At 66.4% G+C, this 21572-nt stretch carries 22 protein-coding genes and 1 tRNA gene; 14 read left to right on the forward strand and 9 right to left on the reverse strand.

The window, feature by feature from the left end; all coding sequences use genetic code 11:
• Positions 1-51: 51 nt before the first annotated feature.
• Together RT551_RS04235 and RT551_RS04240 are read right to left on the reverse strand one after the other, a co-directional pair.
• Positions 52-1143 carry a 4Fe-4S dicluster domain-containing protein gene (locus RT551_RS04235; RefSeq protein WP_313455918.1) on the reverse strand — a complete coding sequence of 364 codons (1092 nt, stop codon included), beginning with the start codon at positions 1141-1143 and terminating at the stop codon, positions 52-54.
• Positions 1144-1145: 2 nt separating this feature from the next.
• Positions 1146-1442 (reverse strand): hypothetical protein, encoded by a 297-nt coding sequence (locus tag RT551_RS04240; protein ID WP_313455919.1) that lies wholly within the window; start codon positions 1440-1442, stop codon positions 1146-1148.
• A 101-nt stretch (positions 1443-1543) separates the two neighbouring features.
• Here RT551_RS04240 and RT551_RS04245 point away from each other — a divergent pair, with 101 nt between their 5' ends.
• Complete coding sequence (locus RT551_RS04245) at positions 1544-2041, forward strand: group III truncated hemoglobin (RefSeq protein WP_313455921.1); 498 nt, start codon at positions 1544-1546, stop codon at positions 2039-2041.
• A gap of 60 nt (positions 2042-2101) precedes the next feature.
• Positions 2102-3511 (forward strand): oxygen-independent coproporphyrinogen III oxidase, encoded by a 1410-nt coding sequence (hemN, locus tag RT551_RS04250; protein WP_313455922.1) that lies wholly within the window; start codon positions 2102-2104, stop codon positions 3509-3511.
• A 12-nt stretch (positions 3512-3523) separates the two neighbouring features.
• Here the strand turns inward: hemN and RT551_RS04255 are convergent, their stop codons facing one another.
• Together RT551_RS04255 and RT551_RS04260 are read right to left on the reverse strand one after the other, a co-directional pair.
• Positions 3524-3844: a hypothetical protein gene (locus RT551_RS04255; protein ID WP_313455923.1), complete on the reverse strand. Its 321-nt coding sequence runs from the start codon at positions 3842-3844 to the stop codon at positions 3524-3526.
• Between the two features lie 121 nt (positions 3845-3965).
• A tRNA-Leu gene (locus RT551_RS04260) sits at positions 3966-4052 on the reverse strand.
• 108 nt (positions 4053-4160) lie between these two features.
• Here RT551_RS04260 and RT551_RS04265 point away from each other — a divergent pair.
• The 5 genes from RT551_RS04265 (at position 4161) to RT551_RS04285 (ending at position 9602) form a co-directional block, all read left to right on the forward strand.
• Positions 4161-4853, forward strand: coding sequence for a glutathione S-transferase family protein (locus tag RT551_RS04265; RefSeq protein WP_313455925.1), 693 nt, complete (start codon positions 4161-4163; stop codon positions 4851-4853).
• Positions 4854-4909: 56 nt separating this feature from the next.
• The gene (locus RT551_RS04270; protein ID WP_313455926.1) at positions 4910-5899 is read left to right on the forward strand and encodes a TraB/GumN family protein; all 990 of its coding nucleotides are present in this window, start codon (positions 4910-4912) and stop codon (positions 5897-5899) included.
• Positions 5900-5982: 83 nt separating this feature from the next.
• Complete coding sequence (locus RT551_RS04275; RefSeq protein WP_313455928.1) at positions 5983-6438, forward strand: BLUF domain-containing protein; 456 nt, start codon at positions 5983-5985, stop codon at positions 6436-6438.
• Between the two features lie 216 nt (positions 6439-6654).
• Entirely contained in the window at positions 6655-7932 is a 1278-nt protein-coding gene (locus RT551_RS04280) for a nucleotide sugar dehydrogenase (RefSeq protein WP_313455929.1), read from the forward strand.
• 47 nt (positions 7933-7979) lie between these two features.
• A complete protein-coding gene (locus RT551_RS04285) occupies positions 7980-9602 on the forward strand; it encodes an FMN-binding glutamate synthase family protein (protein ID WP_313455930.1) in 1623 nt (540 codons plus the stop codon).
• A 186-nt stretch (positions 9603-9788) separates the two neighbouring features.
• On the opposite strand, the gene RT551_RS04290 is transcribed toward RT551_RS04285, so the two are convergent.
• Complete coding sequence (locus RT551_RS04290; protein WP_313455931.1) at positions 9789-11030, reverse strand: TIGR03862 family flavoprotein; 1242 nt, start codon at positions 11028-11030, stop codon at positions 9789-9791.
• A 2-nt stretch (positions 11031-11032) separates the two neighbouring features.
• Positions 11033-11473 (reverse strand): FKBP-type peptidyl-prolyl cis-trans isomerase, encoded by a 441-nt coding sequence (locus RT551_RS04295; protein WP_313455932.1) that lies wholly within the window; start codon positions 11471-11473, stop codon positions 11033-11035.
• A gap of 63 nt (positions 11474-11536) precedes the next feature.
• Between RT551_RS04295 and RT551_RS04300 the strand changes: the two genes are divergently transcribed.
• From RT551_RS04300 to RT551_RS04315, 4 genes are all read left to right on the forward strand, one after another.
• A complete protein-coding gene (locus RT551_RS04300; protein WP_313455934.1) occupies positions 11537-11902 on the forward strand; it encodes a DUF6164 family protein in 366 nt (121 codons plus the stop codon).
• 9 nt (positions 11903-11911) lie between these two features.
• Positions 11912-12658 carry a sulfurtransferase gene (locus RT551_RS04305; protein WP_313455935.1) on the forward strand — a complete coding sequence of 249 codons (747 nt, stop codon included), beginning with the start codon at positions 11912-11914 and terminating at the stop codon, positions 12656-12658.
• 231 nt (positions 12659-12889) lie between these two features.
• Positions 12890-13882 (forward strand): LLM class flavin-dependent oxidoreductase, encoded by a 993-nt coding sequence (locus RT551_RS04310; RefSeq protein ID WP_313455936.1) that lies wholly within the window; start codon positions 12890-12892, stop codon positions 13880-13882.
• Positions 13883-13949: 67 nt separating this feature from the next.
• Complete coding sequence (locus RT551_RS04315; protein WP_313455938.1) at positions 13950-14450, forward strand: pyridoxamine 5'-phosphate oxidase family protein; 501 nt, start codon at positions 13950-13952, stop codon at positions 14448-14450.
• A gap of 114 nt (positions 14451-14564) precedes the next feature.
• Here RT551_RS04315 and RT551_RS04320 read toward each other — a convergent pair whose 3' ends face one another.
• Complete coding sequence (locus RT551_RS04320; RefSeq protein WP_313455940.1) at positions 14565-15218, reverse strand: exopolysaccharide biosynthesis protein; 654 nt, start codon at positions 15216-15218, stop codon at positions 14565-14567.
• Positions 15202-16524: a hemolysin family protein gene (locus tag RT551_RS04325; protein ID WP_313455942.1), complete on the reverse strand. Its 1323-nt coding sequence runs from the start codon at positions 16522-16524 to the stop codon at positions 15202-15204. Before RT551_RS04325 ends, RT551_RS04320 begins: the two co-directional genes overlap by 17 nt.
• A 276-nt stretch (positions 16525-16800) precedes the next feature.
• On the opposite strand from RT551_RS04325, the gene RT551_RS04330 reads away from it, so the two are divergent.
• Entirely contained in the window at positions 16801-17427 is a 627-nt protein-coding gene (locus tag RT551_RS04330; RefSeq protein ID WP_313455943.1) for a DUF47 family protein, read from the forward strand.
• A 12-nt stretch (positions 17428-17439) separates the two neighbouring features.
• The gene (locus RT551_RS04335) at positions 17440-18561 is read left to right on the forward strand and encodes an inorganic phosphate transporter (RefSeq protein WP_313455945.1); all 1122 of its coding nucleotides are present in this window, start codon (positions 17440-17442) and stop codon (positions 18559-18561) included.
• Between the two features lie 672 nt (positions 18562-19233).
• Here RT551_RS04335 and parE read toward each other — a convergent pair.
• Positions 19234-21123, reverse strand: a complete 1890-nt coding sequence (parE, locus tag RT551_RS04340) for a DNA topoisomerase IV subunit B (protein WP_313455947.1) — start codon at positions 21121-21123, stop codon at positions 19234-19236.
• A gap of 162 nt (positions 21124-21285) precedes the next feature.
• Between parE and RT551_RS04345 the strand changes: the two genes are divergently transcribed.
• A complete protein-coding gene (locus tag RT551_RS04345) occupies positions 21286-21525 on the forward strand; it encodes a hypothetical protein (protein ID WP_311190835.1) in 240 nt (79 codons plus the stop codon).
• Positions 21526-21572 lie beyond the last annotated feature (47 nt).

A 21572-nucleotide genomic window follows, 5' to 3' on the forward strand; every position in this document is an offset into this window, starting at 1 on the left:
CCAAAATTGGACAGGTGTCCAAGTTCTGGGGGTCACCTCAAGGGCGTGGCTCTACAGGTGATGTAGGCCGACCGCTAACAGGACCATCAGGGTTGCCAGCGCCGCCAGCGTGCGCGGGCGCAGCCAGCGCTGGGGCTGCTGGCGCATGGCGTTTTCACTGGCCACTTTGACCAGGCCTTCAGGGAAACCCTGGGCCCGCATCTGCGCATCGCAGGCATCCACGCAGGCCCCGCAGGCAATGCAGTCCGGCAATGGGGCGTTGCGCACGTCCAGCTGCATCGGGCACACGTCCACACACGCGCCGCAATCCACACAGTCACCCAGCCGGTCATCGGCGAAGCGCGGCATCGGCCCGGCCAAGGCGGGGTGCGCGGCGCGGAACGCGTAGTCGCTGGCACTGACCGGATCCAGCAGGCCGCGGCCGCGTTCCTCTACGCCGCCCTGGCCGGGTGCGCGCGCGCCGCGTGGTTCGGCGCGACGAGCGTCATAGCAGATCTGCGGGGTGTCGGCGTCGCTGAGCAGGGGCGCGACACGGGCATACGGACACAGGTCAATGCACACCTGCTCGCGCAGGAAACCGGCATTGCCCCAGGTGGCCAGCGCATAGAACAGCACCCAGAAGATTTCCCAGCCACTCCAGGCCAGCGGCCACAGGCTGGTCACCAGCTGGTCAATCGGGCTGAAGAAGCCGACATAGGTGATGCCGGTCCACAGCGCGACGCCGGCCCAGGCCACCTGCTTGATCGTGGCGGCGAGGCGCGGCGAGCGTAGATGCCGCTGGCAGCCCCGCTCGATCCGGCGGAACAGGCCGCTCCACAAGGTCTGCGGGCAGGCATAGCCGCACCAGACGCGTCCGACCAGGTTGGTCAGCAGCACCAGCGAGGTGGCCAGCACCGCGATCAGGCCGAGCAGCACGCCCAGGTCCTGCGGCCACAGGGTCAGCCCGAACAGGTCGAAACGACGGCCGGGCAGGTCGAACAACAGTGCCTGACGGCCGTTCCAGCGCAGCCAGGGCAGCAGGTAGAAGCCGGCCAGCAGGGCCGCCGGCAGCAGGGCGCGCCAGCGCAGGCGCGGCGGCGATACCGGCGGCGGCGAGGGCGGCGGGGTGGAATCGATGAGGTGAAGGTGCAGGCGACGCGGCATGCTCAGCCCAGCGGCAGGTCGTCGTCGTCACGGCGCAGCGGCCGCAACAGGTACCAGGTGACCGCGCTGGCACCCGCGGTTACCCCCCAGAACATGAAAAAGCCCAGGGTGTAGCCCATCTCGCGGCTGATCGCGTGCTGCGGGAAGGTGATGTCGCGCAGGCGCAGCGGGTCGACAAAGGCGAAGAACACCATGGTCGCCAACCCCGCCGCGACAAAGCTCGGCCACAGGATCGCGCCCCACTGGCGGATCAGCAGCCGGCGGCGATCCGTCGCGGAAGTGTCGGGGGTATCGTTCATGGGCGCAGACTAGGCCCTGCGACAGCTCGCCACATTGATCCTGATCAAGGCGGAGCGCATCATCCGCGCGACGTTGTGCCGCATCTGCTGCCGAGGCCCCCATGCTGGACCCATCTCCCCACCCGCTGCCTTTCCCGTCGCTGGCCCTGTGCAGCGAGGAAGAGGTGACCCGGCTGGTTCATGACTTCTATGCGCGGGTCCGCCAGGAACCCAGGCTGGGGCCGATCTTCAACGCGCATGTGAAGGACTGGGACGCCCATCTTGCCCAGCTGGTGGACTTCTGGTCGGCCATGCTGCGCGGCACCCGCCGCTTCAGCGGCGCGCCCATGCCCAAGCACATGGCGATGGACCATCTGGACCGTGACCTGTTCGACCGATGGCTGGTGCAGTTCCGCCTGACCACGGCCGAAAGTGGCAACGAGGCGATGCAGCAGCTGGCCGATGACGTGGCCCGGCGCATCGGCGACACCTTCTGGCGGCGTTACCAGATGCTGCGCTGGCCGCAGATCCCGGTGGCCGGTCGTCCGCAACTGCGCGATGGCTGCGGGCACGTGGCCGGCGAGGGCTGCGGCGGGGCAGGGGCGGCCAACGAGGACTGACCGGGCCGCGGATTGATCTGGCTCAATGCGCGCACCGGCGGGTGCGCGCAGGCTGTGCCCATGGACACCTTCTCGCCCGCCACCGCCGGCCTTGCCTGGCAGTTCGACCCGGAACTGCTGCGTCGTCACGACCGTCCCGGTCCCCGCTATACCTCGTATCCCACCGCGCCGCATTTCCATGATGGCTTCGGCGAGCACCAGCTGCGCGCCGCCATTGCCGGCAGCAATGTCAGCGCCCGCGCGCTGTCGCTGTACGTGCATGTGCCTTACTGCAGCAGCCCGTGCTTCTACTGTGGCTGCAACCGGGTGATCACCCGTGATCACAGCAAGGGTGTGGCCTATGTGGCGCGCGTGCTGAGCGAGGCCGACCAGATCGCGCCGTTGTTCGACCCCAGCCGCGAGGTGATCCAGCTGCACCTGGGCGGTGGCACCCCGAACTTCCTGGCCGCCGAGCAGATGCGCGAATTGATTGACGGCCTGCGCCAGCGCTTTTCTTTCAGCGAAGCCGCCAGCCGCGATTTCTCGATCGAACTCGACCCGCGCCATGTCACCCGGGCCGACATCGCCGGGCTGGCCGCGCTTGGCTTCAACCGCGCCAGCCTGGGCATCCAGGACTTCGACCCCACGGTGCAGCGCGCGATCAACCGCGAGCAGGGCGTGGAGCCGACGCTGGAAGTGCTGCGCGCCTGCCGTGAGTTCGGTCTGCGCTCGGTCAACGTCGATCTGATCTATGGCCTGCCGCACCAGACCCTCGAGGGCTTCGCGCAGACGCTGGAAACGGTGCTGCGCGAGCGCCCGGACCGGCTGGCGATCTATGGCTACGCGCACCTGCCCAACCTGTTCAAGGCGCAGCGGCAGATTCCGGACGAGGCGCTGCCCAGCCCGGAACAGAAGCTGGCGCTGCTCGGGCTGGCGGTGCGCCGGCTGTCGCTGGCCGGTTACCAGTACATCGGCATGGATCATTTCGCGCTGCCCGAAGAGGACCTGTCGCGGGCGCAGCGTGCCGGTCAGCTGCATCGCAACTTCATGGGCTACACCACGCATGCGCAGACCGATCTGGTCGGGCTGGGGGCCAGTGCGATCAGCCGCATTGGCGACAGCTACAGCCAGAACCCGCGCGACCTGCCGGGCTGGGAAGCGGCGGTGGATGCGGGGCGGTTGCCGGTGTGGCGCGGGCTGACCCTGGATGCCGACGATGCGCTGCGCGCGGAACTGATCGGTCAGCTGATGTGCCAAGGAGAGGTGGACGGACGTGCGCTGGCCGCGCGCCATGGCGTGGACTTCGAGAGCTACTTCAGCGATGCGCTGATCGCGCTGCAGGCGCTGCAGCATGATGGTCTGGCCGAATACGTTGACGGTGTGGTGCGCGCGACCGAACAAGGCCGGCCCCTGCTGCGCCTGTTGGCGATGTGCTTCGACCGTTACCTTGGCAAGGTGGAGTCACCCGCGCGCTATTCGCGGGCGATATGAAGCGCTGCCGGCTCAGCTGCTGGCCTTGAGCAGGGCAACGGCCACGGTCAACAGCGACACGATGATGCCGGTGCCGAGGATGATGGGTGCCCAGCGGTGCTCACGGAGCAGCTTGGCCGCTTCAATGTTCGCGCGTTGGGCTTCGGCATGCGCCTTGAGCATTTCTACGTGGATCTTTTGCGCTTCTGCCTGGATGGTGCGTATCTGTTCGGCGGTTTTGTCGGTCTCCGCCTGGGTCCTGTAGAACTCTTCGCGGGTCTTCAGGGCCTCTTCCATTGTCCTGAAGTATTCCGCCCTCAGCTTGTCCATTTCCGCTTCGTGCCTGTCGACCATGTGAACCTCGGTTGTGGAATCGGCGCAGTTTAAGCGCAGCGTTCAACCGGGTTTTGCGGCTCATCGCACGGTTAGCGGCGGTAGCTCGAACGCAATGAAGAAGGTTGCAACATGCAAAAAGTGGTGCCCGGAGCCGGAATCGAACCGGCATGGGGTTTCCCCCGGCGGATTTTAAGTCCGATGCGTCTACCAGTTTCGCCACCCGGGCCGGTTCGACGGCGGGAATTGTAGCTGAATCCTGACCCCGCGCCGGGTAGAAGTTCCCGATCCGTTTTGCCGCTAGCATGTCGCAACTGCCACAAAGAGCGCACAGCCCATGCTGAAACTGCACATCGGCAACAAAAACTACTCCTCGTGGTCGATGCGCCCCTGGGTGCTGATGACCCAGGCCGGCATCCCGTTCGAGGAGGTTCTGCTGCGTTTCGACAGCTTCGACCCGGATTCGCAGTTCAAACGGGCGGCAGAGGCGCTGTCGCCGTCGGGCACTGTGCCGGTGCTGGTGGATGGGGAGCAGGTGGTGTGGGACACCCTGGCCATTGCCGAAACGTTGGCCGAGCGCTTCCCGGAATGTCGTTTATGGCCTGTCGATGCCACTGAGCGAGCGCTTGCACGTAGTGCCACCGCCATGATGCATGCCGGGTTCGGTGCATTGCGCCAGCACTTCCCGATGAACATCGAGGCCCACCTGCCGGAGGTCGGCGCGCGCGTGCTGCGCGAACAGCCCGCCGTGGTCGCCGACCTGGAGCGGCTGCTTTCGCTGTGGGAACGATTGCTGGCCCGGCACCAGGGCCCGCTGCTGTTCGACCACTTCACCATCGCCGACGCCTTCTACGCGCCGGTGGTGATGCGCCTGGTGACCTACGCGCTGCCGGTGACCCCCCGCGTGCAGCAGTACATCGACGCCGTGCGCGCGCTGCCGGGCGTCAGCCAATGGATCTCCGACGCCCTGGCCGAACATGACTTCCGGCCCTTCGAGGAGCCTTATCGCAGCGCGCACGCTCAGGCCTGAGCGCAACGCGTCCCCGCAACTGGAGGCAGGGCATGGGCAGAAGGAGGGCAGGGTGGATGGCCGCCGCGCTGGCATGGGCGGTGTCGGGTCCGCTCGTGGCGCAGGAGCCGGCAGCGCCGCCGGTGGGCGAAGTGGTCGATCTGGCCCCGGTGGTGGTGTCCGGGGTGCAACCCGGCCCTGGCCTGTGGCAGGTGACGGCACCCAACGGGCATAGGCTGTGGATCCTCGGTACGGTCACGCCGTTGCCGAAGAAGATCGACTGGCGCGCGGACGAGGTCAAGGCGGTGATCGCCAGCGCGGACGCGGTGCTGTCCAGTCCGGGCTGGACCGTGGACGCCGACGTTGGTTTCTTTGGCCGGCTGACCCTGATCCGTCCGGCGATGAAGGCCGCGCATGATCCCGAGGGCCGTCGGCTGGAGCAGATCCTGCCGGCGGACGTCTACGCGCGCTGGCTGCGCCTGAAGCAACCGTACCTGGGCCGGGACCGCGGGGTCGAAAAGGACCGCCCGCTGGTCGCCGCTACCCGGCTGTATGCGGCGGCGCTGGACGAGGTCGGGCTGGAGCAGCGCTCGCCGGTCACCAAGGTGCTGGAAAAGGCCTACAAGGCGCGCGGGCTGAAGCCGGTGGAAACCCGGGTGGTGATCAAGGTGGAGGACCCGCGCAAGGCGCTGAAGGAGATGCAGGCCAACGCGCTGGACGACGTGCAGTGCCTGGAACGCACCATGGACCGGGTGGAGCACGAGCTGCCGCTGCTGGTGGAGCGGGCCAACGCCTGGTCGGTAGGGGATGTGGAGGCCCTGCAGCGGTTCTCGACGACCGGCCCGTACGACGCCTGCGTGGGCGCGATCACCCGCAGTGAGTTTGGTCGCCGGCGGGGACTCGCTGATCTTGACGCACGCGCGGCGCAGGCCTGGATGCGCGCGGCACAGAAGGGCCTGGCCGAACATGACGTGCTGTTTGCGACAGTGCCGGTGTACCTGCTCGTGTCTCCCGACGGCTATCTGGAACGATTGAAGCAGGCCGGCTACAGCGTGCAGGCCCCCTGATTGCCGCAACGCGGCACAACGGTACGTTCCGCGTTTCCCGTCTTCATGGCATAGTCATTCCTCGTTCACGGAGGGGGTTGCGCATGTCTCTGCAGGCGGTCGCGTATGTCAGCGAAGCAGTCGAAGGATTCGGCAGTGCGGACATGGACCGCATCCTCGCAGATGCGTCCGCGCACAACCGTATGGCCGGCGTGACCAGTGTGCTGATGTTCGACGGCGTGCGCTTCCTGCAGTACCTCGAAGGCCCCGAAGACGGTGTGCGCTCGGTGTATCCCCGGGTGCTCAATTCCCGCAGCCATCAGCATCTGCGCAAGCTTGCCCAAGGCGAGGTACCCACCCGCCAGTTCCCGCGCTGGACCATGGCCTCGGCGCGCATCGAACCCGCTGTGCTGTCCGACATTGTCGAGACACCCTGGGACGGCTTTGCCGCGGCAGCCCCGGTCAACGGCGAACGCCGCGTGGGTTTCGCGCGCCTGCTGGAGCTGTGGACCGGCGTTTCCGGCGAGCTGGAGCCGGCGGCGTTGAGTCTGGGGTCGTAACAGGAAGCTCACGCCATGCGGCGTACTGTATGCCTACCAGCTGTGACCGGTTCCGGGGCCAATCCCGGAGTTGTCTGAAAGGGTAGTAACCGCAGCTGGACCACTTTCCTTGGCCGTCGTCCGTACTCTCCGCGGGCGGCGGCTTTGTTCTTTGTGGTCATGGGTATGTCGCGATAGGCTATGTACATGCCGGCTACCCGTTTACCGAACCTTTCCATGGCCGACCACATCGCGCAGGTGCGCATCGGGGTGATCGGGCTGGGCTACGTGGGGCTGCCGTTGACGGTCGCCTTCGGCCAGCACCTGCCCACGCTGGGATATGACATCGACGCTGCCCGGGTGCAGGAACTGCAGCAGGGCCGCGATCACACCCTGGAAGTGGAGACGCACGAACTGGCCGCCGCCGTGCACGCCCGCTACAGCGCCGATCCTGCCGCGCTGGCGGACTGCACGGTCTACATCGTGACCGTGCCCACGCCCATCGACGCCCACGAACAACCGGACTTGGGGCCGCTGCGCAGCGCGAGCACGTTGATCGCCGGCGTGCTCAAGCCCGGTGACCTGGTCATCTACGAATCCACTGTGTACCCCGGCACCACCGAGGAAGTGTGCGTGCCGCTGCTTGAAGCAGGGTCCGGCCTGCGCTTCAACCAGGACTTCCACTGCGGCTACAGCCCCGAGCGGATCAACCCGGGCGACCGTCAGCGCCGCCTGCCGGACATCCGCAAGATTACCTCCGGCTCCACGCCGGAGGCGGCAGCGGTAGTCGATGCGTTATACGCACGCATCATCACCGCCGGCACCTGGCCGGCCCCGTCGATCCGTGTGGCAGAGGCCGCCAAGGTGATCGAGAACATCCAGCGCGACGTCAACATCGCGCTGGTCAACGAGCTGGCGCTGATCTTCGACCGGCTGGGCATCGATACCCAGGACGTGCTGGACGCCGCCGGCAGCAAGTGGAACTTCCTGCCGTTCCGCCCCGGGCTGGTCGGGGGACACTGTATTGGCGTGGACCCGTACTACCTGCTGCACAAGTCCGAGAGCGTGGGCTATCACCCGGACCTGATCCACACCGCGCGCCAGGTCAACAACCGGGTCGGCGCACACGTGGCCGAGCGCGTGCTGTCACTGCTGGACGCGCGCGGTACCGCGCGGGCACAGGCGCGGGTGCTGGTGCTGGGCGTGACCTTCAAGGAGAACTGCCCCGACCTGCGCAACAGTCGCGCGCTGGAGCTGGCGCAAGCCCTGCAGGCGGCGGGTACCCAGGTGCAGGTGCAGGATCCGTGGGTCGGGCCGGCCGCGCTGGCCGGCAGCGGCGTGACACTGGTCGACGTCCCCGAAGCGCATGCGTTCGATGCCGTGGTGCTGGCGGTGGCCCATGACCGTTTCCGTCAGATGGACACCGATGCGATCCGTGCGCTGCTGCGCCCGGACGGCGTGGTGTACGACGTGAAGTCGGTCTGGCCGCGCGAGGCCGTTGACGACCGGCTCTAGACCCCAAGGGCGGTAGACTGCCGCGCATGTGTTGATTGAGGAACGCCATGCACCGGTATCTGGTCTACCTGCTCGCCATCCTTCTGTTGCCGATCAGCCTGTGGCTGGCCACCTTGTGGCCGGCCTGGTACTGGGGTGTGGGATTGTCCCTGGCCATGGTGGTGCTGGGTACCTGGGACCTGCTGCAGAAGCGCAGCACGCTGCGTCGCAACTACCCGGTGATGGCGCACTTCCGCTATGGGCTGGAGTCGATTGGTCCGGAAATCCGCCAGTACTTCGTGCAGAGCGATCTGGAAGACGTACCGTTCTCGCGCCAGCAGCGCGCGCTGATCTACCAGCGTTCAAAGAACCAGATGGATGTGGTGCCGTTCGGTACCCTGCGCAGCACCTATGCGGTGGATTACGAATGGATCAACCATTCGCTGGCCCCGACCGAGGTGGCCGGCCACGACTTCCGCGTGCTGATCGGGCCGAACTGCGAGAAACCTTACTCGGCCAGTGTGTTCAACATTTCAGCGATGAGCTTCGGCTCGCTGTCGGCCAACGCGATCCGCGCTCTCAACGAAGGCGCGCGTCGCGGCGGCTTCTATCACGATACCGGCGAAGGTTCGATCTCGCCTTACCATCGCGAAAACGGCGGCGACCTGGTGTGGGAAATCGGCTCCGGTTACTTCGGTTGCCGCGACGATCATGGCGGCTTCAGTGAAGAGCGCTTCGTCGCCAACGCTACGCATGATCAGGTCAAGATGATCGAGATCAAGCTCTCGCAGGGCGCGAAACCTGGTCACGGTGGTGTGCTGCCGGCCGCCAAGGTGAGCGCGGAGATATCAGCGACGCGTGGCGTGCCGATGGGCATCGACTGCGTGTCACCGTCGAAGCACTCGGCCTTCAATACGCCGGTGGAACTGCTGCAGTTCGTGCAGCGGCTGCGGGAGTTGTCCGGCGGCAAGCCGGTGGGCTTCAAGCTGGCCATCGGCCATCCCTGGGAATGGTTCGGCATTGCCAAGGCCATGCACGAAACCCAGCTGCTGCCCGACTTCATCGTGGTGGACGGGGCCGAAGGTGGCACCGGTGCCGCGCCGGCCGAGTTCATCGACCACGTGGGCGTGCCGATGCATGAGGCACTGCTGCTGGTGCACAACACCCTGGTCGGGCTGGACCTGCGCGACCGCATCAAGGTGGGCGCGGCCGGCAAGGTCACCAGTGCCTTCGAGATCGCCCGCACCATCGCGCTGGGCGCGGACTGGTGCAATGCCGGGCGGGGTTTCATGTTCGCGCTGGGCTGCATCCAGTCGCTGAGCTGCCACAGCGACAAGTGCCCGACCGGCATCGCCACCCAGGACCCCAGCCGCTGGCGGCACCTGGATGCTACGGACAAGGCCACCCGCGTGCACAGCTATCACGAGAACACCCTGCGCGCGCTGCGCGACCTGTTGTGTGCGGCCGGCCTGCAGCACCCGGCAGAACTGGGCCCGGAACATATCCTGCGCCGTGTATCGCCGGTGGAGATCCGCTCGCTGGCCTCGCTGTACCGCTACCTCAGCCCCGGCGAACTGCTGCGGCGGGTGCCCGACCATGCCGTGTTCCATGATTTCTGGGGCGATGCGCGAAGCGATTCGTTCCAGCCGCCGGCACGCATCCAGGCATTGCGCGCAAGCAAATCGCGTTGAGGTGAAAGTGCATTCGGTAGCGCCGGCCGTTGGCCGGCAACCGGCACCTTCGGTACCGGTTGCCCACGCATTTCACCTTAACCCCGCGCCGTTGGCGCGCCCCCTTCAACAAGAAGGGGGCTCTCCCCCAGACGCAACCCGGTAGTGCCGGCCGCTGGCCGGCAACCAGGCAAATGCCGGACGGGTTTATCGCTGCAGGAACGCCACCACGCCACGCCCTGCGCGAACACCGCTCGCGTAACACGCAGTCAACAGATACCCACCGGTCGGCGCTTCCCAATCCAGCATCTCCCCGGCACAGAACGTGCCCGGCAGGTCACGAAGCATCAGCGCCTCATCCAGCGCCTCCAGCCGCACGCCTCCTGCGGTGCTGATCACCTCGTCAATCGGACGCGGACGCAACAACGATAGCGGCAGCCGCTTCAATGCCGAAGCGACGGCCTCAGCCGGTAGTTGTCCGGCTTCCTTGCCCATCACCTCAAACAGCAGCGCCGATTTCACCCCGGCAAGGCCGAGATGACGGCGCAGATGCTCGCCAAAGCTGCGGCCCTGGCGCGGCCGGCGCAGCTTGTCCAACAACTGCGCTTCGGTCTGCCCCGGCAGCAGGTCCAGCTGCAGCTGCACCTGCCCATCGCGTTCGAGGGTGTCGCGCAGATCCGCCGCCAGTGCATAGATCAGGCTGCCTTCAATGCCGTTGGCAGTGATCACGCACTCGCCCTGCAGGGCATGCGGCGTGCCATCCAGCCCGATCCAATGCGCCACCACCGGCTTCAGCGGCGCCCCCGCCTGACGCTCGCGAAAATACGCGGTCCAGTCGGTATCGAAGCCGCAGTTGGCCGGCTTCAGCGGGGCGATATCCACGCCGCGCGCCTGCAGCGGGGTCACCCAGGCCCCATCGGAGCCCAGTTCCGGCCAGCTGCCGCCGCCCAGCGCCAGCACCACGGCGTCGGCTTGTACGGTGACCTCGCCGTCGGGGGTCTCGAGGCGCAGGGCTCCTTCCGCGGTCCAGCCGGTCCAGCGATGCTGCACGTGGAAGCGCACGCCCCGGTCCTTCAGCCGGCGCACCCAGCCGCGCAGCAGCGGCCCGGCCTTGCGGTCCACCGGGAACACCCGGCCCGAGGTGCCCACGTAGGTTTCCACGCCAAACTGCAACGCCCAGGCCCGCAGTGCCTCGGCGTCGAAGTCGGCCAGCCATGCCCCGACCTCGTCCGCGCGTTCGCGATAGCGGCTGACAAACAGCGCCGGCGGGTCGGAGTGGGTCAGGTTCAGGCCGCCCTTGCCGGCGATCAGGAACTTGCGCCCAGGCGAGCCCTTGGCTTCATACAGGTCGACCGTGTGGCCAGCGGCGCGCACGATTTCGGCGGCCATCAGGCCGGCCGGGCCGCCACCGATGATCGCCACGCGGGCAGGGTGCTGCAGTGCGGTCATGTTCAGCGCGGCTTGACGTCAAGCAGTTCCACGTCGAACACCAGCGAGGCATTCGGCGGAATCGGGCCGGCACCGCTGGCTCCATAGCCGTACTCGGCCGGAATCATCAGGGTGCGCTTGCCGCCGACCTTCATGCCGGCAAAGCCTTCGTCCCAGCCCTTGATCACGCGGCCCTGGCCCAGCTGGAAGCTGAAGGGCTCGCCGCGATCGAGCGAGCTGTCGAACTTGTCGCCATGCTTGTCGGCCTTGCGCTCGTCGTAGATCCAGCCGGTGTAGTGCACCGAAATGGTGCTGCCCGGCGTGGCTTCAGCGCCGCTGCCGGGCTGAGTGTCGATCTTCTCGAATGCAGCCACGGTGCCACCCGGGGGCGGGCCCGGCGGGGTACAGCCGGCCAGCAGCGACAACAGCAGGGGAGCGATCAGGAACTTCGGCAGACGACGCATGGCGGCACCGGGTGTTTACAGGGGACGCAAGGGTAGCGCATCGCCGGGCGCTATCATGGCCCCATGTCGAAACTGCTGCTCAACCTGCGCAATGTCGCAGACGATGAAATCGAAGACGTGACCGCGCTGCTGGACCAGGCGGGCATTGCCCATTACCGCACCGAGCCCAGCCCCTGGGGCATCTCCTGGGGCGGCATCTGGATCCGCGACGACGCCGACCAGCCCCGGGCCAAGGAATTGATGGCCGGGTACCAGCAGGCGCGGGGTGAGCGGGTCCGGGCCGAGCGCCAGGCCGCGCTGCGCGATGGCACCGCCGAAACCTTCGGCAGTCTGCTGCGGGCCCGCCCGGTGTTCGTGGTGCTGGTCCTGCTGGGCATGGCCGCCGCCGCAGCCCTGGTGCTGCTGCCGTTCATGCTGCTGCGCGGCTAAAATAGGCGGATGATCGCCAACACCGCCGCCTACCATTTCACCGACATCACCGATCCGCAGGTGCTGTGCGCCACCCTGCTGGCGCGCGCCGAAGCGGCCGAGCTGCGCGGCACCATCCTGGTGGCGGGGGAGGGCATCAATCTGTTCCTGGCCGGCAGCCAGGCGGGCATCGATGGCTTCTATGCCGCGCTGGCGGAAGATGCGCGCTTCGACGGCATGCGGGTGAAGACCAGCTACAGCCAGATGCAGCCGTTCGCGCGGCTCAAGGCCAAGGTCAAGCCGGAAATCATCAGCTTCCGCATCGACGACGGCCAGCCGCTGGATTTCCCGCGTGCACCCGCCGTCGACCCGGCCACGGTGCAGCGTTGGCTGCGCCAGGGGCATGACGATGCCGGCAAGCCGGTGGTGATGCTCGACACCCGCAATGTGCAGGAGATCGAGTACGGCACGTTCCAGAACGCCTTGGTCCTGCCGATCACCAAGTTCACCGACCTGCCCGATGCGCTGGCTCCGCACCGCGACGCGCTGCGCGACAGCACCGTGGTCAGCTTCTGCACCGGTGGCATCCGCTGTGAAAAGGCGGCGTTGTGGATGCGCAATGACGGCATGGACAACGTGCTTCAGCTGGATGGCGGCATCCTCGGCTATTTCGAGGAAGTGGGCGGGGAAGGGTACGATGGGCGTTGTTTCGTGTTCGACGAGCGCGTGGCCCTGGATGCCGATCTGAAGCCGCTGGTGGATCAGCCCGCCGATTGATCCGCCGGACACGCATGGCGTGTCCCTACAGGTCGCCGACCCACCAAACCCGGGCGACCCCAAACCCGCGCGACCATGGATCGTAGTGACACGCCATGCGTGTCAAAGCCATGATCCTGCGCCCGTACGCACGCCCAGGCGGTCCCCGCAGGAATCAGCATTCCGCAGACGGCTCTGTCCCCGCCCGAAACCGCCCCCATCACAACGGGATACCCCTGATGGAACGGTTTCATGCAACTGTCGATTCTTGATCTGGCCCCGGTCTGCGAGGGCAGCGACACCACGCAGGCGTTCGCCAACATGCTCGACCTGGCCCAGTTCGCCGAAGGCTGGGGCTACCACCGCTACTGGCTGGCCGAGCACCACAACATGCCCGGCATCGCCAGTGCCGCCACCGCCGTGCTGATCGGCCACGTCGCCGGCGGCACCAAGCGCATCCGCGTGGGCTCCGGCGGCATCATGCTCCCGAACCATTCCCCGCTGCAGGTGGCCGAGCAGTTCGGCACCCTGGCCTCGCTGTACCCGGACCGCATCGACCTGGGCCTGGGCCGCGCGCCCGGCACCGACCAGCCCACCGCCCGCGCGCTGCGCCGCTACTTCGACAGCGCCGACCAGTTCCCGCAGGACGTCCGCGAACTGCTGCATTACTTTGAACCGGCGCAGGCCGGCCAAGCCGTCCGCGCGGTACCCGGGGCCGGCATTCCGGTACCGGTGTGGCTGCTCGGCTCCAGCCTGTTCGGTGCGCGCCTGGCCGCCGCACTGGGCCTGCCGTATGCATTCGCCTCGCACTTCGCGCCCGACGCGATGGACCAGGCGCTGGCGGTCTACCGCGCCGAGTTCCGCCCGTCGCAGTACCTGACCGCACCCTATGCAGTACTCGGCTTGAACGTGGTCGCGGCCGAGAGCGAGGCCGAAGCCAAGCGCCTGTTCACCACCCAGCAGCAGAGCTTCGTCAATCTGCGCCGGGGCAAGCCGGGCCTGATCCCGCCGCCCATCGACGACATCGAGGCGTTCTGGGAGCCGCACGAAAAGATCGGCGTGCAGAGCGCGTTGGCCTGCGCGGTGGTGGGTGACCAGCGTCAGGTGAGCGAGGGTCTGGCCGCGTTCGTGGCCCGGCACAAGCCGGATGAGCTCATCCTCACCGCCAACATCTACGACCACGCCGCGCGCAAGCGCTCGTTCGGGCTGGCCATGCAGGCCTGGCGCGACGCGAAGATCGCGTGACCGGCCGGTCACGCTGTCGTTGACCGGAATCGGGTCTGATCAGGGCTCCCGCAACAGGAGCCCGACCATGAGCCACCACACCCACACCGAGCAGATCAAACAGCTGGCCGAGCTGATCCGCGACGTCGACATCGCGATGTTCACCACCACCGGTGTGGATGGGCGTCTGTACAGCCGTCCGTTGGGCACCCAGCAGGTGGAGTTCGACGGCGACCTGTGGTTCGCCACCGCTGCCGACAGCCCCAAAGTGGCGGAAATCTCGCTCAACCCAAAGGTCAACGTGGCCTACGCCTCGCCGTCGAAGAACACCTACGTTTCGGTGGCCGGTACCGCGCGCATCGTCGATGACCGCGCCAAGGTCGAAGAGCTGTGGTCGCCGGCGATGAAGCTGTTCTTCCCGGGCGGCAAGGATGACCCCAATCTGCGCCTGATCCACGTGCGCGCCGAGTCGGCCGAGTATTGGGATGGCCCGGGGACGCTGCTGGGCAAGGCGCTGAGTTTCGTGCTGTCGGCGGTCAGTGATGAGCCGGCGGCGTTGGCGGATAGCGGCAAGGTCGATCTGCGGTAATGACGCCGGGGTGTTATCGGTTGATCGCGAGACGTATGCCGGTAGCGCCGGCCGTTGGCCGGTCCAGGCGGTCCGTGGGCCGGCCAACGGCCGGCGCTACCGGGTATCCGCGTCCTAGAACCACTTCTGCAGCAGGTCCCCAACGTACTGCACCAGCTGCCCGGAACTGAATCCAAAGAACAGCACGGCGGCAATGGCACCGGCCCAGTTGATCGCCATCAGCACACCATCGCGCTCCAGCAGCGCCAGCGAGAACAGCAGCAGCTGGAAGCCGAACAGGTAGTTGGTGAAGGGAATCGGCAGCGACAACAGCAGGCCGACCAGAACCAGCAGCAGTCCGGTAAACGCATGTGCCGGCAACGGCACCAGCAGGGTGGCGTTGCGCGGCTTCAGCAGCCGGTCCAGGCGGCGCAGCGCGCCGTCGATCCGGGCCAGGAAGCGGTGCATGGTGCCGCGGCGCGGCCCACGATTGGCAATGAAACCGGGCAGCCAGGGACGGCGCATCCCACACAGCATCTGCGCGCCTATCAGGATCACCAGCGGGCCGCTGACCGCGCCGCCGATCCCGGGAATCGGGATGAACGCGGGCAGGATCGCCACGAACAGGAACACGCCAAACGCGCTCTGCTGCAGGTTCTGCAGGATCTGGCCGAGCTTGAGATGCTCGTCCGGGTCGCCGTGGTCGAACATCGCCAGCAGGGTACGGATACCCTCGTTCTGATATTCGGGCCGGCTCTGGTCCGGCGTCGGGTCAGCCGGTGAGCTCATCGGTTTCCTCTTCAGCCAGCGTGCGCAGCAGCAGCTTGTCCACGCGTGCGCCGTCCAGGTCGACGATCTCGATGCGCCAGCCGGCCCAGTCGAAGTACTCGCCGGCGTGCGGAATGCGGCCGAAGTAGTGAATGCACATGCCGGCCAGGGTGTAGTAGTCGCCGTCCTCGGCATCGGGCAGTTCCACATTGCCCATCAGCTCGCGCAGGTCCTCGATCGACAGCGAACCGTCCACCAGGAACGAGCCGTCCTCGCGGGTCACCACCAGCGCATCCTCGTCGACGTTCTCCACCGACTGCAGGCGCCCCACCACCGCGCCCATCAGGTCGCTGATGGTCACCAGGCCCTGGATCTCGCCGTACTCGTCCACCACCAGCGCCATCGACTGCTGCTCTTCACGGAAGATCTCCAGCAGCTTCATCGCGTGGGTGGATTCGGACACATACAGGGGCTCGCGCAGCTGCTGGAACAGCGACTGGTCGTCGCGCGCCAGCCGGGTGACCAGGCTTTTCACCTCGAGCACGCCGACGATTTCCTGGTCGTTGTCGCGGTACACCGGGTAGCGCGAGAACTCGTGTTCGCGCATGGCGGCCAGGTTCTTTTCGGCGCTGGCCGCAGTGTCCAGCCAGGCGATGCGGTTGCGCGGCGTCATCAGGCTGTCGGCGGTACGGTCGCCCAGGCGCATGACACGATTCATCATGTCGCGCTCGTGCGCGTCGATCACGCCGGCTTCGTGGCTTTCGGCCACCAGCATGCGGATCTCTTCTTCGGTGACCTGGGCGGCTTCGTCCTTGCCCAGGCCCAGCACGCGCAGCACCAGCTGGGTGGTGTGGGACAGCAGCCAGACGAACGGGAAGGCCAGCTTGGCCAGCCAGCTCATCGGCAGCGCGACCAGTCCGGCGATGTCTTCGGAACGGGTCAGCGCCAGTCGTTTCGGCACCAGTTCGCCGAAGATCAGCGTCACAAAGGTGATCAGGGTGACCGCCAGGCCCTTGCCGACCAGCTCGGCATAGCCGAAGCCCGGCATCAGGTCGCGGATCCACACGGCGATGGCCTCACCGATGGCATCGCCACCCAGCAGGCCGGTCAGCACGCCGATCACGGTGATGCCGATCTGCACGGTGGACAGGAAGCTTTCGGGCTTCTCGGACAGCTCCAGCGCCTTGGCTGCGCGCTTGGACGAGGTGGCCATCTGCTTGAGCCGGCTCTTGCGCGAGGTCATGACCGACATCTCGGACATGGCGAAGAAGCCGTTGAGCAGGATCAGGGCGAATACAACAAGAATCAGTTCAAACACGGGCGTCATCCCCGGTTGGTGGCAGGGAGGAGGGTGTGTTCAAGCTGGGGCGGCTACCGGAGGGCGCGCGGGCGCGGCGGTGCGGCGGGGGGTAAGGGTCGTCGTCCATAGAGTGCACCCGAGGGTGCCGGTGCATCTTAACAAAAGGCCGGGGGAGGGGTGCAAACAGGGTCGTTCAGACGGGCCGGAGCCGGCGTGAAGATGACGGGAGTACCCGGAATGGACATCAAACCGTCATAATTCCGCCCGGTGCCGTCCTTCCTCGACGGCGAATCAGGTTTCCCCATGTTCTCTCTGCAGACCATTTTCGGCTCCGGCAAGCAGTTCTACACCCTGCTGGACGAGGCCGCACAGGCCGCGCACGACGCTGCCAAAGCCCTTCACGCCATGCTGCGCGCCGCTGACCGGCAGCCGGCCCTGGACGCCTTCAAACTGGCCCGCCTGCGCGAACGCGCGGCCTCGGACAAGATCAGCCAGGCGCTGGTGGACAGCTTCATGACCCCAATCGAGCGCGAGGACATCGAAGCGCTGGGCTCGGCCCTGTACAAGATTCCCAAGCAGATCGAGAAGTTCGCCGACCGCTATTCGCTGGCGACCACCCACCTGGAGCACATCGACTTCGCCCCGCGCGCGGCGATGCTGGAGCAGGCCGCCGGCGTGGTGGTGGAGATGGTGGCCGACCTGCGCCACATGAACCTGGACCGGATGACCGCGCTGAATGAAAAGCTGCGCTCGCTGGAAAATGAAGCCGACCGCCTGATGCTCGAGCTTTACCGCGACATCTACTCCGGTCGCCTGGACAACCTGCAGATGTTCCTGCTCAAGGAATTCTTCGAGATCCTGGAAAAGGCCATCGACCGCTGCCGCGAGGCGGGCGTGGTGGCCTACCAGATCGTGCTCAAGAACAGCTGACGGGCCTCCAGCATGCTGACCCTCGTTCTGGTCGTGATCCTGGCTGCACTCGTCTTCGAGTTCATCAACGGCTTCCACGACACTGCCAACTCCATTGCCACGGTGGTGGCGACCAAAGTGCTGTCGCCCGGCTGGGCGGTGATGCTGGCCGCCTTCATGAACCTCATCGGCGCGCTCACCGGCACGGCGGTGGCGTTGACCATCGCCTCGGGCCTGCTCAACACCAGCGTGGTCGACGTGACCCCACAGGTGATCCTGTGTGCGCTGCTGGGTGGCATCATCTGGAACCTGATCACCTGGTGGAAGGGCCTGCCGTCCTCGTCCTCGCACGCGCTGATCGGCGGTCTGTGCGGTGCCGGTCTGGCCGCGGCCCACAACAACTGGGACGCGCTGATCTGGTCCGAGCGCATCGGCACCTGGGCCCAGAACAAGGGCCTGCTGTGGAAGGTGTTCCTGCCGATGATCACCTCGCCGATCGCGGGCTTCCTGCTCGGCATCGTGGTGATGATGCTGCTGTGGGCGATCATCGCCGGCATGGCCAAGGTGGGCGGCTGGCTGGGTCGTCTGGCCCGTCCGCGCATCGTCAATGCATTCTTCGGCAAGGCGCAGATCGTGTCGGCGGCCTACATGGGCTTCGCCCACGGCCACAACGATGCGCAGAAGACCATGGGCATCATCGCGATGACCCTGATCGGTGCTGAGGCGACCGGCGCACTGGACGATCTGCCGACGTGGCTGGCCTTCCTGCACCCGGACGCAAGTGCGGGCGAGGGCATCGCGATGTGGATCGTGCTGACCTGTGCGGTGGTGATGGCGGCCGGTACTGCCTCGGGCGGCTGGAAGATCATCAAGACGCTGGGCCACAAGATGGTCAAGCTGCACCCGATCCATGGCTTCGCAGCGGAAACCAGCTCGGCGACGATCCTGACCCTGGCCGCCCACTTCGGCATGCCGGTCTCGACCACGCACAGCATCTCGACCGCGATCATGGGCGTGGGTTACGCCAAGAACCCGCGTTCGCTGCGCTTCGGTGTGATCGAACGCATCATCTGGGCCTGGATCCTGACCATCCCGGCCGCGGCGGGCTGCGCCTACCTCATCCTCAAGCTGTTCGAGCTGGTCGGCTGGGCGTGATCGGTTGTTGATTCTTGATGCGAAAAACCCGGCTTCGGCCGGGTTTTTTGTTGGCTGCGGGGTTGCGTCGGCATTCGACGGTTTACGTCTCGCCGGGCAATGCCCGGCTGCTGACGGATCTGGGCGAAAAGCCCTCGGTCATCGGGTTCCGTATTTGGGCGTACCGGGGTGGGTTTGCGGGACACGCCGTAAACCCATCCATGGGGGCTCGTAGAAAACATCCATGTTTTCTACGGTCCCGCAAACCCACCCCGGCACGCCCCAGACAGGTGGCCGGTGACCATGGAAAATCAAAAGCACGCAGCCCCGGTGGGATCGGTCGACAGACGATCGCCGTGAAACAGACAACATCCGGTAACGCATGACAATAGATCGGCGCGGCCGTTGATTTTGATTTTCGTTGGCCACCGACGCACTGTCGATGGCGGGTCGGGGTGGGCTGGAGGGGGCGTGAGCCGCATGGATGCGGCGATCGAGCTTACAGGGACGTATTTGCAGCGTCCCCCGGAACGCCCATCCCGACCCGCCAACCCAGAGAACCGATGACCACCGGCTGTTCGCCCAAAGCCAACAGCAGCCGGGCAACGCCCGGCGAGACGTAAACCGTCGAATACCGACGCAATCCCGCAGCCAAGAAAAAACCCCGCCGAAGCGGGGTTTTTCGCGGAGAACTCAGACCTCGAGCGAGGCCAGGTCGCCCTTGTTTTCCAGCCATTGCTTGCGGTCGCCCGCGCGCTTCTTGGCCAGCAGCATGTCCATCAGCGCGCTGGTCTGCTCGTCGTCGTCCACGGTCAGCTGCACCAGGCGGCGCGTGTCCGGGTGGATGGTCGACTCGCGTAGCTGCTCCGGGTTCATTTCGCCCAGGCCTTTGAAGCGGGTCACGCTGACCTGGCCCTTGATCTTCTCGCGCTCGATCTTGTCCAGCAGCGAACGCTTCTCTTCTTCGTCGAGTGCGTAGAACACCTGCTTGCCCACGTCCACGCGGAACAGCGGCGGCATTGCCACGAACACGTGGCCGGCCGCGACCAGCGCCGGGAAGTGCTTCAGGAACAGCGCCGTCAACAGCGTTGCAATGTGCAGGCCGTCCGAGTCCGCGTCGGCCAGGATCACCACCTTGCCGTAACGCAGCCCGCTGATGTCGTCCTTGCCCGGATCGCAGCCAATCGCAATCGCCAGGTTGTGCACTTCTTCCGAAGCCAGCACGCTGCCCGAGGCCACTTCCCAGGTGTTCAGGATCTTGCCGCGCAGCGGCATGATCGCCTGGAAGTCCTTGTCGCGCGCCTGCTTGGCACTGCCGCCGGCCGAGTCACCTTCCACCAGGAACAGCTCGGTGCGCGAAAGATCCTGGCTGATGCAGTCCGCCAGCTTGCCGGGCAGGGCAGGGCCCTGGGTGATCTTCTTGCGCACCACCAGCTTTTCGGTCTTCAGACGCGCGCTCGCACGCTCGATCGCCAGCTGCGCGATCTGCTCGCCCAGCGCCACGTTCTGATTCAGCAGCAGACTGAAAGCGTCATGTGCGGCACCTTCCACGAAGCCCGCCGCCTGGCGCGACGACAGTCGCTCCTTGGTCTGGCCACTGAACTGCGGGTCGGTCATCTTCAGCGACAGCACGAACGAGACCCGGTCCCACACGTCTTCCGGGGCCAGCTTCACGCCGCGCGGCAGCAGGTTGCGGAAGTCGCAGAACTCGCGCAGTGCCTCGGTCAGGCCGGTGCGCAGGCCGTTGGCGTGGGTGCCGTGCTGCGCGGTCGGAATCAGGTTGACGTAGCTTTCCTGCACCAGCTCGCCGTCCGGCAGCCAGGCCACGGCCCAGTCCACCACTTCGGTGTCCTTCTTCAGCGAGCCCACGAACAGGTTCGCCGGCAGCATCTCGCGCTCGCCCAGCTCGGCCTTCAGGTAGTCGCTCAGGCCGTCCTCGAAGTACCAGCTGTCCTGTTCGCCGGTGGCTTCGTCGAGCAGCTTGACGGTCAGGCCCGGGCACAGCACGGCCTTGGCACGCAGCAGGTGGCGCAGCGCCCGCAGGTTGTACTTGGGGGTGTCGAAGTACTTCGGGTCGGCCCAGAAGCGCACCCGGGTACCGGTGTTTTTCTTGCCCACGCTGCCCACCACTTCCAGCGGCGTGGCGCGGTCGCCATTGCGGAAGGTGATGCGGTGTTCGTTGCCTTCGCGCTTGATGTGCACTTCCACCAGGGTGGACAGCGCGTTCACCACGCTGACGCCCACGCCGTGCAGACCGCCGGAGAAGGTGTAGTTCTTGTTGCTGAACTTGCCGCCCGCGTGCAGGCGGGTCAGGATCAGTTCCACGCCCGGAATCTTCTCTTCCGGGTGGATGTCCACCGGCATGCCGCGGCCGTCGTCGCTGACCTCGCAGCTGCCATCCTTGTACAGGGTGACCTCGATGGTGTGGGCGTGCCCGGCCAGGGCTTCGTCGACGGCGTTGTCGATCACTTCCTGCGCCAGATGGTTCGGGCGCGCGGTGTCGGTGTACATGCCGGGACGGCGCTTGACCGGGTCCAGGCCGGACAGGACTTCAATATCGGCGGCGTTATAACGGGCGTTCATCTGTCTTCATAAAGCGCAATGCGACGGCGAAGTGTGCGGTCTGGACAGGTTTTTTGCACGCCATACGTTCAGGGGGCGGCCGAAATCGACGCGATACACTGTGCACGGTGGATTTCCGGGTGTTCCGGAGACCCCATCCGAAGCCATTCGCGAGGAGACCCCATGAAGAAGTTGCTGACCATCGCTGCCATTGCCGCCGCCGTCGTGGCCGTGCCGCTGGCACTGGCGCAGAACGCCGGACAGGGCCAGCCCGCACCGCAGCAGGGCGAGCAGGCTGACCGGGCGCAGGCGGAAGCCGACGCCAAGGCCAAGCGCCGCGCCGCGGCCACGGCCGAAATGAAGGCCAAGGGCCAGCAGGCCCCGCAGCAGGAAGAGGAAGAGGAAGCGCGCAAGAAGAAGTAAGCGCGCCGCCCCGTTGTCACCGAGCCCCGGCCCCTGGCCGGGGCTCT

Source organism: Stenotrophomonas sp., from assembly GCF_032103445.1.
Classification (GTDB): Bacteria; Pseudomonadota; Gammaproteobacteria; order Xanthomonadales; family Xanthomonadaceae; genus Stenotrophomonas.

Excerpts from the sequence above, each read along its gene's own strand:
- RT551_RS04330 (WP_313455943.1), top strand. The coding sequence starts at position 16,801 with ATGTTCTCTCTGCAGACCATTTTCGGCTCCGGCAAGCAGTTCTACACC.
- RT551_RS04315 (WP_313455938.1), top strand. The coding sequence starts at position 13,950 with ATGAGCCACCACACCCACACCGAGCAGATCAAACAGCTGGCCGAGCTG.
- RT551_RS04290 (WP_313455931.1), bottom strand. The coding sequence starts at position 11,030 with ATGACCGCACTGCAGCACCCTGCCCGCGTGGCGATCATCGGTGGCGGC.
- RT551_RS04280 (WP_313455929.1), top strand. The coding sequence starts at position 6,655 with ATGGCCGACCACATCGCGCAGGTGCGCATCGGGGTGATCGGGCTGGGC.
- RT551_RS04300 (WP_313455934.1), top strand. The coding sequence starts at position 11,537 with ATGTCGAAACTGCTGCTCAACCTGCGCAATGTCGCAGACGATGAAATC.
- RT551_RS04270 (WP_313455926.1), top strand. The coding sequence starts at position 4,910 with ATGGCCGCCGCGCTGGCATGGGCGGTGTCGGGTCCGCTCGTGGCGCAG.
- RT551_RS04275 (WP_313455928.1), top strand. The coding sequence starts at position 5,983 with ATGTCTCTGCAGGCGGTCGCGTATGTCAGCGAAGCAGTCGAAGGATTC.
- RT551_RS04245 (WP_313455921.1), top strand. The coding sequence starts at position 1,544 with ATGCTGGACCCATCTCCCCACCCGCTGCCTTTCCCGTCGCTGGCCCTG.
- hemN (WP_313455922.1), top strand. The coding sequence starts at position 2,102 with ATGGACACCTTCTCGCCCGCCACCGCCGGCCTTGCCTGGCAGTTCGAC.
- RT551_RS04325 (WP_313455942.1), bottom strand. The coding sequence starts at position 16,524 with ATGACGCCCGTGTTTGAACTGATTCTTGTTGTATTCGCCCTGATCCTG.
- RT551_RS04265 (WP_313455925.1), top strand. The coding sequence starts at position 4,161 with ATGCTGAAACTGCACATCGGCAACAAAAACTACTCCTCGTGGTCGATG.
- RT551_RS04285 (WP_313455930.1), top strand. The coding sequence starts at position 7,980 with ATGCACCGGTATCTGGTCTACCTGCTCGCCATCCTTCTGTTGCCGATC.
- RT551_RS04335 (WP_313455945.1), top strand. The coding sequence starts at position 17,440 with ATGCTGACCCTCGTTCTGGTCGTGATCCTGGCTGCACTCGTCTTCGAG.
- RT551_RS04255 (WP_313455923.1), bottom strand. The coding sequence starts at position 3,844 with ATGGTCGACAGGCACGAAGCGGAAATGGACAAGCTGAGGGCGGAATAC.
- RT551_RS04295 (WP_313455932.1), bottom strand. The coding sequence starts at position 11,473 with ATGCGTCGTCTGCCGAAGTTCCTGATCGCTCCCCTGCTGTTGTCGCTG.
- RT551_RS04345 (WP_311190835.1), top strand. The coding sequence starts at position 21,286 with ATGAAGAAGTTGCTGACCATCGCTGCCATTGCCGCCGCCGTCGTGGCC.
- RT551_RS04235 (WP_313455918.1), bottom strand. The coding sequence starts at position 1,143 with ATGCCGCGTCGCCTGCACCTTCACCTCATCGATTCCACCCCGCCGCCC.
- parE (WP_313455947.1), bottom strand. The coding sequence starts at position 21,123 with ATGAACGCCCGTTATAACGCCGCCGATATTGAAGTCCTGTCCGGCCTG.
- RT551_RS04320 (WP_313455940.1), bottom strand. The coding sequence starts at position 15,218 with ATGAGCTCACCGGCTGACCCGACGCCGGACCAGAGCCGGCCCGAATAT.
- RT551_RS04310 (WP_313455936.1), top strand. The coding sequence starts at position 12,890 with ATGCAACTGTCGATTCTTGATCTGGCCCCGGTCTGCGAGGGCAGCGAC.
- RT551_RS04305 (WP_313455935.1), top strand. The coding sequence starts at position 11,912 with ATGATCGCCAACACCGCCGCCTACCATTTCACCGACATCACCGATCCG.
- RT551_RS04240 (WP_313455919.1), bottom strand. The coding sequence starts at position 1,442 with ATGAACGATACCCCCGACACTTCCGCGACGGATCGCCGCCGGCTGCTG.